This window comes from Flammeovirga pacifica, from assembly GCF_000807855.2.
Lineage (GTDB): Bacteria > Bacteroidota > Bacteroidia > Cytophagales > Flammeovirgaceae > Flammeovirga > Flammeovirga pacifica.
Window position 1 is genome coordinate 1,345,165 of sequence record NZ_JRYR02000002.1, and the last position, 14,238, is coordinate 1,359,402.

Annotated in this window: 5 protein-coding genes; 1 reads left to right on the forward strand and 4 read right to left on the reverse strand. The window is 34.5% G+C overall.

Annotation, left to right across the window (positions count from 1 at the left end):
• From NH26_RS23915 to NH26_RS23925, 3 genes are all read right to left on the reverse strand, one after another.
• On the reverse strand, positions 1-1,926 hold the full coding sequence (locus NH26_RS23915; RefSeq protein WP_139263285.1) for a hypothetical protein: 1,926 nt from the start codon (positions 1,924-1,926) through the stop codon (positions 1-3).
• 405 nt (positions 1,927-2,331) lie between these two features.
• Positions 2,332-2,613, reverse strand: coding sequence for a DUF427 domain-containing protein (locus tag NH26_RS23920; protein WP_044217199.1), 282 nt, complete (start codon positions 2,611-2,613; stop codon positions 2,332-2,334).
• A gap of 90 nt (positions 2,614-2,703) precedes the next feature.
• On the reverse strand, positions 2,704-3,921 hold the full coding sequence (locus tag NH26_RS23925) for an MDR family MFS transporter (RefSeq protein ID WP_199880295.1): 1,218 nt from the start codon (positions 3,919-3,921) through the stop codon (positions 2,704-2,706).
• Positions 3,922-4,396: 475 nt separating this feature from the next.
• On the opposite strand from NH26_RS23925, the gene NH26_RS23930 reads away from it, so the two are divergent.
• Positions 4,397-6,349, forward strand: coding sequence for an FAD-dependent oxidoreductase (locus NH26_RS23930; RefSeq protein ID WP_044217203.1), 1,953 nt, complete (start codon positions 4,397-4,399; stop codon positions 6,347-6,349).
• Between the two features lie 254 nt (positions 6,350-6,603).
• Here the strand turns inward: NH26_RS23930 and NH26_RS23935 are convergent, their stop codons facing one another.
• Positions 6,604-14,235 carry a S8 family serine peptidase gene (locus NH26_RS23935; RefSeq protein ID WP_044217205.1) on the reverse strand — a complete coding sequence of 2,544 codons (7,632 nt, stop codon included), beginning with the start codon at positions 14,233-14,235 and terminating at the stop codon, positions 6,604-6,606.
• Positions 14,236-14,238 lie beyond the last annotated feature (3 nt).

The window sequence follows — 14,238 nt, forward strand, 5'->3', positions numbered from 1 at the left end:
TTATTTTTTTAATATAGTGTAAGCAGTACGATCCGATCTTTTTCCTATGTATAGATGAAGTCCTTCATTATTTTTAAAAAACAATTGATTGAATGGGTATAATTGCCTCCAAATAGAAAAATCAGTATAAAACTTCTCAGTGGTTAAATCAAAATAAAGTATTTCTTCCACCAAATTAAATGACCGTATAGCTATGTAAATTCTATCTTGATAAATAAATGGTATAGTGTGAATAGAAGAATAATTATTTTCAAGAGGAATTTCTATCGTTTTCTTTTCAAGAAAATCAGAGACTAGAAGAACATATTTGTTTTGATCGCTTTTTCTATATTGATATATTTTATCTCCTTTTAAAAATACTTTATTCAATCTTGTATTATTAATCGGAAGGAAATCTAAATTAGATGTATCATCTTTCCATTGTTTATTTATAAGATCAAATTTCAATATTTTGTTGTTGGCTCCTACATATAGGTTTTCGTTATAGACAAAAAATAATGGCTGCATATTGATCGGATTCAAATCAACTTTTGCTACTTGAGACCAAGAATTCGTTGAAAAATTATAACTAATTATATTTCCATCTCCTAAGTAGATATACAATATTGAGTCAACCATAAAGCGTGTATAACTAGTAAACTGGCTACTTATAGAATAAGGATATTCTGACACTTCCACCCATTCTTTGTCACTATCATTGTACATATACAAATAAAGATTTTCATCTCTTCTCACCGCCAAGTAAGCTTCCCCTAAATAATTACACACCTGATGTTCCCCCCTAAATGGAACCTCCTCTGTACTACTTATATTAAAAGGTGTAGAAATATCTACCTCTTGTTCTAATAGAAGTTCCTTATTAGAATATATTCTCCGAATATTAAAATTTACTTTTGTGGATGGAAATGAAATCAAAGGGAGTTTATATGTAACACTATTATCTGTTTCTCTGACTCTTACCGCTTTATATTCATTAAAATAACCCTCAAAATCAGATCTTCTAATATTTTCAAAATTGACTTTAACTGTGTATAACTCTGATTCAATATCAACTCTTTCAATACTTATTTCAGGTGGCAATTGTTTAAGTGGTGGTGTTTTAAAAGTATAATTACCATTATAGATAGTCATAGAATCGTTCAGTTCATAAAAATCATATGGTAGTGTAAAACGAATAGAATCACTTGTTATCTTTTTGGCATATTCTCTTTTTCTATTATTTAGAAAATAAGTATTTTCAAGGTCATTTATAAAATTATTGCCACATATTGTGAAATCTTTTCCACTGTACCCCCCTTTCTCATTGTATTTAATAAAAGTTGGGTACTTAAGTTTAATCTTCTTTTCAAAAAGAATATCTTGATGTGATTGAATTCTGAATACTAAAAACTCACCAATATTAGTGTGAATTGCAGGATAGTGTATCTTTAATGTATCAAAAGACCTTGATATTGTATAAGTATAAAAATTATAATCTTTAGTTTCATACCCATAAGTAACTTTAATAGCATTTTTTTGCAGGTTTTTTCCTGTTATATTAATGGTATCAGCAATGAAAATACTATCTGGAATAGAGCTTTCATTAATGATTACTTTCATATCTATGATAGAAGTAAATTCTTTTGCTTGACCCAAGCCTTTATTACCAAATTTATCGATATAATAAGCCCTAAAAACAAACTTCTCACCAAGATCATTGAAGTCTATAAAATTAGTATTGAATGTACCACTTTCATCTAATTTTGATGTAATGTTTATTGTATTACCAATATTAGTTAAATTGTGTATTTCAAACCCTACCTGACGTTTAGAACCATCAACCATTAATTTTCCACGAAGTTGAATAGAACCATCAGGGTTAGTAATAGGTTCTAATGTTTTGATAAGGTAATTGTATTCTTCTTCTTCTTTGTTACAACTAAACATTATAACAGAAAAAATCAATAATATTAATGTTGTTAATAAAGGCTTGAACATAAAAATAGTTTGTTTTAAAAAGAATAGATAAGAATTATTTTTCGATAAATATCAGCTGTGTTTCAGAGAGTTAATTATTACGTATTGGCATATATACGAAATAAAAAACAATTCCAACATCACATAAAATTTGTTTGAATAATTCTAGTCTGCTTTAAAGTCAATAAAATATGCTCGAATGTAATAATGTTTACAATAAATAAAAAATGAATCCAACTTAGATATTATAAAAAAAACATATTATGGATTTATTAGTAAGTGAATTTATAATTCCCTGATCAAACATTTTGCTTAAAGTCCTTCTTTACTAAAAAAAAGAGGTTGTTTCGATTTATACAAAACAACCTCTGCTATTTATTCTACTTTTACTCCTTTCCAAAAGGCTACATATTCTTTTATCTCTTTCACTGCATCTTTTGGTGTTTTGTAATACCAAGCGGCCTCCTCATTTACAAGACCATTTACCTCAATATCATAATAAGAAGCTGTTCCTTTCCAAGGGCAGGAGGTTTCGTATTTAGAATGGGTGAATAATTCTTTGTGGATAGAAGAAGGTGGGAAATACTGATTCCCTTCGATTTCGATGGTTTTATCGCTTTCTGCTAAAACTACACCGTTCCATATAGCTTTTTTCATAGTGTTTATTTTGGGTTTAATTAAGTACTAAGCCAAAAATAAATCATTATTAATTCTTTATTATGAGTACTTATATCTACTACAAGATAACTAATTAATTGTTTTCAAAACAGTAGATTCTTTCTCTTTTTCTATCGCTATTTGATACCCTTTCAGCAAGAAGTAACAAACAATCAAGCCTATAATCATCCCAGACCAAGTGAGATTATATCCAAAGAAATTGATGGTCTGCATACCTAAGTTATGACCGACTAAATGGGCTACAGAAAAACTCATTGCATACAAAGCCATATAATCCCCTTGGTTTTTCCCTGAAGACCTTTTCATGGCTTCTGTATTTGATAATGGGAACATCAGCATTTCTCCTATGGTTAACAACATCATACCGATGAATAGAAGAACGATGTTCATTCCAACTATCAAAAATATATAGCTAAGAAGTACTAAGAAAATGGAAAAATACATGATTTTTATTTTCGAATACTTCTTCTGTTTTTCGATCCAATGCATCAGTGGCATTTCCAAAATACAAATTACAAAACCATTACTAGAGATAATTAAACCAATAGTCGCTTCATTCAGCTCGTGTACCTCTTTATAAAACAAAGGGACAGTGCTGAAATATTGAATGAAAATTAGCCCAAATAAGGTGAGTGATAACACGAAAATTAAGAAAGACTTATCATGATACGGCGACATACTCTTCCTCTCTGCTTTCGTTTTTTTGGCCACTTCTTTTACAATCTTCGGCATAGTAAGCGTCAAAGCAAATACAATCATTGCAAAAATACAACTTAAACCATCTACCCAGAATAATGACTGATAACCAAGAGTAGCTATAAGCAAACCTCCGACAGCAGGTCCGAAAGCAAAGCCAAGATTGATGGCAAGACGAACCAATGTAATCGACTTGGTTCTGTTCTCTTCTGTACTGTATTTATGTACGGCCACAAAAATGGGAGGACGCAACATGTCAGCCACTAAAGTTACCAAGAAAAAGCCTATGGCGATTTCGAAAAATCCATCCAATTCCTTTAGTAAAATTAATCCGATACCCGAAGTCAATAAACTAAAGATAATTACTGGATAATATCCAAAACGATCGGTGGTCTTTCCGCCGAGCCACGTACCGATAATGGAACCCATGCCAAATGCCGACATGACCCATCCGATTTCCGTAAGGGTAAACCCTTTACTTTCTGATAAATAAATAGATAAAAAAGGAATAACCATTGCCCCTATCCTGTTGATAAGGGATACTAAAGATAAGATCCATACTTCCTTCTGTATGCCCTTATAGATGGCCAAAAAGCTATTTTTGGCCTGAGTAATTGATGTTCTCATAGAGCGATTGGAAGTAATGAAAAATGATGAGCTACGGACTATAGCTCATTAGTTAATTTAAATTGGTAATACAAAGCACGGTAAGATTTTGAAAAATAAAAAGAGAAAGTGGTTTTAATATATGCTAAGTGGTTAATTATAAATGATCTAAACTACTATTTGTCATCTATTGTAAATTCTTCCAAAAAGTTGAAAGGACTACCCACTCTTTAGATTTTTGAGGATAAAATCTGTGTTGGTCCATGTTATCGACTTTATCAAGATTAAAATATTAGAGAATAAAAATAGACAAGACCATCATTTGATAGCCTTTTACATCCTTTTTTACTGAACATAAACTGAACAATCGAAAAATAGACAGCTAACACCTTGAACTTTATCTATCTACTTAGGAATTTGAAATAACGAAATGAAGAACTAACAAATTATTATTTGATTTATGAAAAGAAGGATTTTTTTTAAAAATACCCTTAAAGGTATGATGGGAGCTAGTATCGTTCCCCTTTTTGGCTCTACTTCTGCCGAAGAAAAAAATGATAGCAAACTGCTAAAAAACGATTCCAAGAAAAATTTTCTCCCAAAGGACCAATGGAACAAAATGGGAACGGGGAAGCAGCCTCGACCTGATCGAAAAAAAACTTTAGAATATGATGTTGTTGTTATAGGTGGTGGTGCCGCAGGAATGTGTGCTGCAGTAAGTGCAGGTAGAAACGGTGCAAAAGTCGCTTTAGTACAAGATCGACCTGTATTGGGTGGAAATTCTTCCAGCGAAATTAGAGTACACCTCAATGGTGTAAATCATTTAAAAAATGGTAAGCCAGAAAGAGAAACTGGTATTATTGAAGAGATGCTTTTACACAACCGTTTCAATAACCCTCAAGACTCTTATCCTGTTTGGGATCATATTTTATATGATTTCATCACCAAGGAAAAAAATATAGATCTTTACCTAAATACCTCTTGTCTTCGTGCCATTATGAAAGGAGACGAAATTGATGCCGCCTATTGTTGGCAATTAACAACAGAGACGGAATTTACTTTTAAAGCAAAACAATTTATTGATTGTTCTGGAGATGGGCTTTTAGGGGCAACAGCAGGAGCATTTTACAGAACAGGTAGAGAAGCTTCTTCAGAGTTTAATGAAAAATTTGCACCCAAAGAAGCGGATGGATGGCAAATGGGATCTACAATTCTTTTAGGCTCAAAAGATATGGGTAAACCAATGCCTTTTGAAGCACCTCATTTTACCAAAAAGTATGATGCAGAAGGTGCCCACAAAGGACGTAATTTAAAGCCTTTTGAGTTAGGTTTTTGGTGGGTTGAACTTGGTAGTGATGATGATATAATTGGTGAGTTTGAAGACAACAAACATGCTTTGATGGGGTATGCCTATGGCGTATGGGATTACCTCAAAAATTCTGGTAAATTTCCTGAAACAGAAAATTATGCACTCGATTGGGTTTCTTCTTTACCAGGAAAAAGAGAATCGAGAAGATTTATTGGAGATCATATCCTTAGCGAGCCCGATCTCTTAAATAACGTTGATTTTAAAGATGCTGTAGCTTATGGTGGTTGGTCGTTGGACGAACACAACCCTGGCGGAATGCTTAATTTAAAAGAACCTCCAAGTTATTTCCACGACGATTTTGAAGAGGTGTATCAAATTCCCTATAGGAGTTTATACTCTATTAATGTTCCAAACCTTTCTTTTGCAGGTAGAAACATCTCTCAAACACATATTGCCCTTTCTTCTTCAAGAATAATGGCCACTTGTGCCTTAGAAGGACAAGCTGTTGGTACTGCTGCTGCCCTGTGTGTAAAGAAAAAAGTCAACCCAAGAAAATTGGGAGAAAAGTTCAATAATGAACTTCAAGAACAACTACTTAGAGATGATGTTTTTATTCCTAATCGACCAGCCAAAGATGCACAGGACCTTGTTCAAAAGGCATCTAAAATAATTGCGTCATCAACTACATCAGGTAATCCTCAATTATTAAACGATGGTTGGTCGAGGGATTATAAAGAAATTGAACATCATTGGCAATCTGATACTCTACCTGCACAAATACAGTTAGAATGGTCAGAAAAGGTTGATTTATCAAAAATTGAAATAAAGTGTGATACAAATGTCAAGAAAAATATCATGCTTAGAAGAGATAGTTTAGAAGATAAAATTTATACCACACAAATACCTCCTGAATTAATGAAAGCATTAGATGTTGAGGTAAGAGTGAAAGGTAAATGGCAAAAAGTGGGTACTATTTCAAATAATAAAACCCGATTGATCCAATTCGATTTTACTTCTGTAGAAACTACAGCTGTTAGAATTCAACTTCATGAAACTTATGGTGCTAAGAATGCCAAACTCTTTGAGGTAAGAGCTTATTCGTAGCCTAACCTATCTAGAAATCGACTTATGTTTAGAGATAGAATAACATAAGTCGATTTTTTTATGTCTAAGCGATATTGCTGAATAGTCATCATTCAGGATGATTTTTATTCCTGAACTTTGATCTAATTTTAAGTGCATATCTTCTATTGATGGATAAAACGATAATCACTGATATAAAAAAACCACTACCCAGAAAATCCGAGTAGTGGTAAAATATCCAATTCTATTTAACAAAATCAGTAGCTTTAATGACTTTACTTAATCAATCTGCTAAATGCTTTTGCTTGACCGTTCACAATTAAAGTGTAGATATATACACCCGATTGTAATCGATCTGTATTGTATTCTACTTGCTGATTCCCAACAGAAAGCCCACCTAATAATAGATGATCTACTTTTCTACCTTCTGTACTGAAAATCACCAATTCAACATTACCTGATAAAGGCATATCGAAACTAAAAATAGTTTTGCTTTGTACGGGGTTAGGATAATTGCTTAGATTAAATTGTTGTCCAATTTGACCATCCACAATGTTAGTCACATCATCATTATCGCCTGCAATAATTACAGGAATAGTAATGATTGACGATGCGTCTTCAGGATCAGTAGCGATAATAGCTACTTCGGTCGTACCTTCTGCAAGTGCTGAGATAATAAACTCACCATTTGCATGACCAGTGATCACAAGACCATCGTTATTGTTGGCAATACCAAATGTTAGTTCATCACCGTCAGGGTCAGTAAATACATCTAATTCATCGATGTAATGTACTTCTCCGACAGCCAAACGTAACGTATCGAATGGCTCAGCCTCAGGAGCACGGTTCACGTTAGTAATGTCTACTTCAATAGTTGTTTTTGAAGTCATACCATGTTCGTCTTCCGCAACGATATTTACCATATGTAAACCTGCATGATCATAGCTTGGTGTAAGCTTAATGCTTACCGTTTTATCATCTATCACAGTTTCACCAAGATCATTTAAGTCTTCTACCGATAAAGTGAACGTATGGTTCTCTTTGTCTTCGAAAGTATAGGTTACCGTTGTCGTATCTCCTTCAAGCAGCTGAACCATTACTGGAGTTTCCGTTGGAGCCGGTGCATGGTTAATGTACATGCTCGCAAAGAAACTAGAGTTCTCTTCAGATACGTTAGGATCGTTTGTATTTATATTTACTTTAGCTAAAAGTTCGTTTCTACCTCTATTGTAATTAGAGTTAAAAGAGGCTGTTACAGTAGCTGTTTCTCCCATCTCTAATTGCCCTTCAGAGTGATCTAAAGTGAACCAATTTCCTGCTACTTCATTTTTACCAAAACCTCTCATCATAATGGCAAATTTCTCGAATCTTGCGTCTTCTGAAATATCGCTCAAACCAGAGTTTGTTGGTATAAAGAAGGCATTAGGAATAGGGTTATCAAGCGACTTTAATCCTTGAGGGTATGAAGAGAACTTATCGTAAGTAAATGCGATAAAGATATTCTCACCTGGGAAGAAAGTGATGGCATCTGACAACTCAAATAGTTGGAATTCACCTGCTTGATCACTAGCATCTGTGACTGTTGTAAATGTTTCTTTGTGGATAGAGATTAAGTTCTCTTTGGTTCCAGAAAGTACTTCTACAATAATATCAGCATTTTTTGCTCCAGAAGGAACATACCATGTAGCAACATGAGATAAATCGATTCCTTCTTTTGGTGTGTCAAATCTAGTGACCATTGTCAGAGATTGACCTCCACCATAACCCATTGAAGTGGCTTTTGTATCGTTCTTATCACCATAATAAACAGCAGAAGCAAAGTCATTATGATCAATTGTATTTCCAACAGATGCAAAAGAAGCAATTTCTGGGAATACAATAGCAGTATTAGCCGCTACCTTACTCATATTTCCTACTGCATTCTCTCCTTGGTAATTGTATTGAATATCAAATTGATAATCCAACGTATTATTACCGTTTTCATTAGAGATCATGAATGTTTTTGACTCTTCATGCATGTCCGTCATAGCCATAACTGATAAAGTATCAGCCACATCTGTTTCGAATACAGGAGGTAAGAAGAAGTTCGCTTTAATTACTAGCTCACGAGGTACATCATTCAGAGTATATGTAATCGTTTTTTCGTATGCCCCATCACTTTCAGGCATAATTGTTACTCGAGATTTGTATTCTGATTGAGGAGTTAGAGTTGGTAATACATAATTGTATTCACCTTCTACCACTTCAATATCACCAAAACATCCACCCCATGGATCTGGAGGTCCGTTACAGATTTCTTTCCACTTATAAATATTATCTAGATTATGCCATTGCTCTGGTCCTTCTAAACTACCTGATTCAGCATTTACTAGTTGGATGAAAAACTCGAAGAATAAACCATCATGTCCTGAGAAGGCATCTTTGTCTATTACAACAGTTCCTGTACCTGTATTTTTGATCGTAAATTCTGGTTGAATCCACATGTTAGGAGTATATAAAACATCTCCTAAGTCCAATACTTCTGGCTCCCAAACTAAATCTGGAGTACCTACTACTTCTAATGTTACAGGAATAGAAATATCTTCTTTTCCTGGAGTATGGTTGTTGAAAGTTAGATCTGTTTTGTATGTTCCGCCCATCATATTATAAGCATCCACTACAAAATCCAATACTTTCTCTTCACCTGCTTCAACATTAATTACTTCTGCAGGAATGTACTCTAGTACCAAGTTGTTTTTGATCAACTTTTTACCGTAACTAGAAAGTACACCTCTTTCACCCATTTCATCTTCCAATCCAATAACAACAGCATTACTCCAGAAGTTTGTTCCTTCAGGGTTGCTTACTTTGTATTGCATTTTAATACGACCATCGTGGAAAAGAATCACCTGTGCGTCGATCATACTTTGCTGACCTTCACCAAATGAATGTGTCCATCTATGGTATGTAAATACCGCTTTTTGATCATCCTCATAGAAGTAAATACCTTTATTTGGATTTTCATCAAAGTAATCCCATCCTGTAAGACCCCACATTACTGCAATAAAGTTATTAAAATGGTCTGCTTTAGGAATGAAATCATTGATAATTGGCACTAAGAAATCGTTTGGCCTAGTGAAAGTGATCACTCCAGGATAGCCCATATATGCTTTCTCATACTGCTTTCCGTAGAATGTCACCGGCTTTTTGAAAGTAATTTCACCTGCCATGATCGATTCATCGAATTCCAGTTTCTCACCGTCTTTAGAAACAATATCAATCCAGTTAAATGATGGATGATTTGGATCTGCAATACCTTGAAGGAATTTATCATTATCCTTATAGAAGTACTCAAAGTCTGGTAATTCATGAGAAGCTGCAGCTATATCCTCTTCTTTTTGATACAACCAAGCATTAGCATTAACTAGCATTCTTAAAGTAGTATCTCCGTCAACGTTAGAAACCTTTACTTGCATTTCATCTTGTTCTCCAGATAATACTTGGAAGTAATCTTGAGTATATTCTAATGCAATTGCAGGTGCTTTTACTACTTTACCTTTGATCTCAAATACATGCTCATTATTCAATTCATCTGTAAAGATTAATTTATCTCTTAACTCTCCTAAAACTGAAGTAGTAAGATCTAACTGAACAATAGTACCTAATCTTGCTGGTAAAGTAAATGTTTGCTTATCGATCATTAACTGTGTACCTACTTCAAAAGTAGCAGACACAAAATCAATATTCTTGTTACCTTCATTAATAAAGTTGATCATTCTATATGCTTCAGCACCTTGATATAAAGTACCAAAATCAATCACTTTGTCTGAAGTTTTCACAATAGCATCGCCACCATCTGTAATATCAACATTTACAGTAAAGTGTGCTGTAGAGTTAAAAGGATCATTATTCTCGACAGCAATATTTTGAATATTAACACCCTCTACTAATGCGTCTGTTTTGACATCAAAAGTTACTTCTACTGATTCTCCAACACCAACTACACCACTTGTCTGTGATAAGTTCGCAATAATTTCAGGACCAGGGTAAGTGATATCAATCCAAACATTTTGCCATTGTTGGCTAAATATTGGCTCAGGTTGACCATAAATATCAAAGAAGTATATACCATCTTTTTTATCAGGGCTTTCCATACCCAACATAGGGAATTTAGAAATTGCATTAGAGTAACTTACATCTAAGTATCTCATTTCTGCATGACCTGTATGGAAAATAGCCAATTGGAACGTTAATGGATCTCCAGATTCTCCTAACTCTGTTTTAGAGTACACATTTTTGTATTCGAAAACCACATGATCATCAAATACTTTATACATCAATTTAGTATTTGGAGTTAGATTAAAGTAATCATACCAAGGAGCAAAATATCCGTTTGATGTATAGCTAGAACCTAAGAATTTACCCCAAGAACCGTTTACTGGGTCTTTCTCATCTAAAGCAACCATACCTACATGAGACATGTATAAAGTATCTACCAATTCGTTATAGAACGGAAACTTAAACGTTAATGGCACAGTCACAAAGTCCAAGAATCCATTATCCACAAAGTGGTGTGTAACTTCTACTGTACCGTCTTGTCCTTCTAATTCTTCCCAACGGAAATCATCAGTTCTTACTTTCCAAGAATAACCAAACTCATGTCCTGTAATACTATTTTTAGAGTACTTAGGAATATTAAATTCTAATGGATAATCACCTGTGTTTTCAATGATTACACTACTAGGTAATTCCTCACCAAGTGCCATTAAATGTGTTTGACTTTCTGGTGTAATATTTATTTCTGATGGCGCTTCACCATTACCAAATAAATTGACTTTACGTTCCTGACCATTTCCATCTGTTATCGTCAAAACAACATTCGTATTTCCATTTGCTGTTGGAGCAAATTTAACAACTAAATCTTCAGATGTTCTTGGAAGTACAGAAGATGGTTTATCAATAATTTCAAAATCAGTGCCGTCTAACCCTTCATATTTGATAGTACTTTTGAGTGCTCCATAACCATAGTTTTCCATTTTTATGATCAACTCTTTCTCTCTACCTACCTGAACAGATCCAAAATTGGCAATACCAGGAACAGATAAATCAGGCAAATGACCTTTGACGTTTACTTCCGTAGTAATCTTAGCGTCTTTTGCATTAGGATCATTCGATTTGATCAAAATATTAGATTTCACATAACCATTTTTCACTTCACTGATATCAGCGGTGAACTTTACAGTTTGAGTGCCTTCACCATTAATACTACCTTCATAAGGAGTTAATGTAATAAAATCACCTTGATACTCTTTATCAGTTAATGCACCTTGAGTAAATGAGTAGCCAGATTGTCCTAAAGCAACTTCAATTGGCATAAATGATTTTCCATCATCGAAAGACATCCATTGGTAGGTCATAGCATCTTTATGACTATTGCTAGCACTGATACCAATTGGATATAAATTACCCGCAGGTACTTTTACAATCAACCAAAGAACTTCACCTTCTGGGAAGAAATAGGTTTCTTGATCATCCATTCTTACCTTATGGTTGCCTTTTAATGTATTTTCAATTTCTTTAGAGAATACCAATTTGGCTTCGCTTAACAAATTACCTTGGTATACCTCATACACAGCTTTACCAACTGTAATATCATTTAAAAAGACATCTACTTCAGAAAGGTTAAAACCGTGGGGATCTTCTACAACAAATGCTGCAGCGATTGTGTTTGATACACTTACATCGTTATCACCCACTACATATTCTGCATAGAATGCATCTGTATAACTCAAATATTCATTTCTAAACTCTCTAAGTGGCTCACGATCTTCATTTCTCACTACATCAGTAGGTGTAATTCTATTTAAATTGATCGTCGATTTTTTTGCAGCTGTATTAAAACCAGTACCAACAGTAGAATAAGATCTAATAAAATAATTACTCTGACGAAGTTCTAACCCCCATTCTAAGAACGCATCGTTTGCATTTCCGATTTCAAACTCTGCCTCAAGCACTTGAGTCTCATTAATGTCTCCAGTAACATCAATTACATTCTGCCAAGTATAATCTGTTGTAGGATAAGTCAAAGAAGGACCTTGGTTGGTAGAAACTGCGATAGCCTCAGACATTGCAGAAGCATTCCCCCAATGGTCAAATGCTTTAATACCTAATGTAAAGTCTGTTTCCGATGATAAACCATCGATTCTATAAGTCATTAACGACCCCGCATCAGCTTGAGAAAAAGTAACATAAGTAGTTGCTGTAGATTCATCAAAATCACCTTCTGATAAATACAAAATAAACTTACTTGCTTTATCATCGTCTTCGTCTGCAGTCACAGTCCAAGACAATTCGATGAAATCATTTGATGATGCAGTTACTTGAATATCAGTAACTATTTCTGGTGCAATACCTTCATTTTCTTTAATAGCGATAGACGCATCAATTAAGCCTCTACCTAATAAATCACCATATTGAGGTTCCGTATCATTTAAACCGATACCTGCATTAATAATATGTGCTTTAAGAATATCTTTTGAGAATTCAGGACCTCCTAATTTACTTGTTACTAAACCTGCAATACCAGATACGTGTGGACAAGCCATAGAAGTACCTTGAAGGTAACCGTATTCGTTTTCAGGTAAAGTAGATAAAACGCCATAACTTAAACCAGAAGATGTTTGTCCACCTGGTGCTGAGATATCTACCCATTCACCATAGTTAGAGTAATCTGCTTTAGTTCTGTTGGCGTTTGTTGAACCTACTGCAATTACCGGCTCATAGTTTGCCGGGTAGTAAGGTTCTGATGTATGATCATTACCTGAGGCAAAGATAACCACACCACCTTTCATTGGAGCTCCTTCGTAATCTCCTGCTTCTTCAATAAAATAATCAATGGCATCTAATACCGATTGCTCATAGTAACCAGGGTTAAGGTATCCCCAAGAGTTTTGAGAAATTACTGCACCGTTGTTTGCTGCGTAGATATAAGAGTTTTCTATATTTCCTCCGCCATTATCACTAAGAATTTGACATACCATTAAACGTACACCGTCGTCATTTCCAGAACCTCCGGCAACACCTGCTACACCAATACCATTGTTATTGGTTGCTGCAACAGTACCTGCCACGTGAGTACCGTGAGTCATCGCATCGATGACAGAAGTATTGTTAGCAAAGTTATAACCATGAATATCATTAGCATAACCATTACCATCATTATCTACTCCGTCAGTACCGTTTAATTCCCCTTCATTTACCCAAAGGTTATTGATAAGGTCTTCATGAAGAATATCTACACCGGCATCATGAATAGAGATAATTACGTTAGGATCACCCGTTACTTCTTCCCATGCTTTGTCTAGTTGAATAGAAGCATCTTGACGAATCGTTTCTCCATCACCTTCATTAAAATAATGCCACTGATTTGATAACAAAGGATCATTCATTGTCGATTGAGTCGACTGAATTTTCGCAATATCTGATTTAGATAATACGGTAGCATTTCCTTCTCCACCTATGATTCTTTTTTCTAAGATAGGTTCAGAGATTTGTACTTCGGCTACATTACTTAAAGCTCTAACAATGTTTTGTACATCTGTTTGAGAATCGTAAGTCATCTCATACCATAAGTGTAGACCGTGTTTTTTAAGTTTGTGCTCAAACTTCGAGTTTTCTGGAAATAATCTTCTTAGATCATGTCCTTGAAATTGTTGAGCAACTGCGTCAAAGGAAGCAATACCCACTTGGGCATTACTCCTTAGAGTTGGGGACGCAAGTTGTAGCTGATCTGTTACATTCTCCACGAATTTCACACGGATAACTCCTTGTGCTTCTCCTTGGGAATTGTAACTGGTGACTCTGTTCTGAGCTAGCGTGCTAAAAAATACGCCAACTAGAAGTAGAATGAACAGTGAAAGTTTTCTCATTAC

Coding starts and splice junctions, on each gene's coding strand:
- NH26_RS23915 (WP_139263285.1), bottom strand. CDS start 1,926: ATGTTTAGTTGTAACAAAGAAGAAGAAGAATACAATTACCTTATCAAA.
- NH26_RS23920 (WP_044217199.1), bottom strand. CDS start 2,613: ATGAAAAAAGCTATATGGAACGGTGTAGTTTTAGCAGAAAGCGATAAA.
- NH26_RS23930 (WP_044217203.1), top strand. CDS start 4,397: ATGAAAAGAAGGATTTTTTTTAAAAATACCCTTAAAGGTATGATGGGA.
- NH26_RS23935 (WP_044217205.1), bottom strand. CDS start 14,235: ATGAGAAAACTTTCACTGTTCATTCTACTTCTAGTTGGCGTATTTTTT.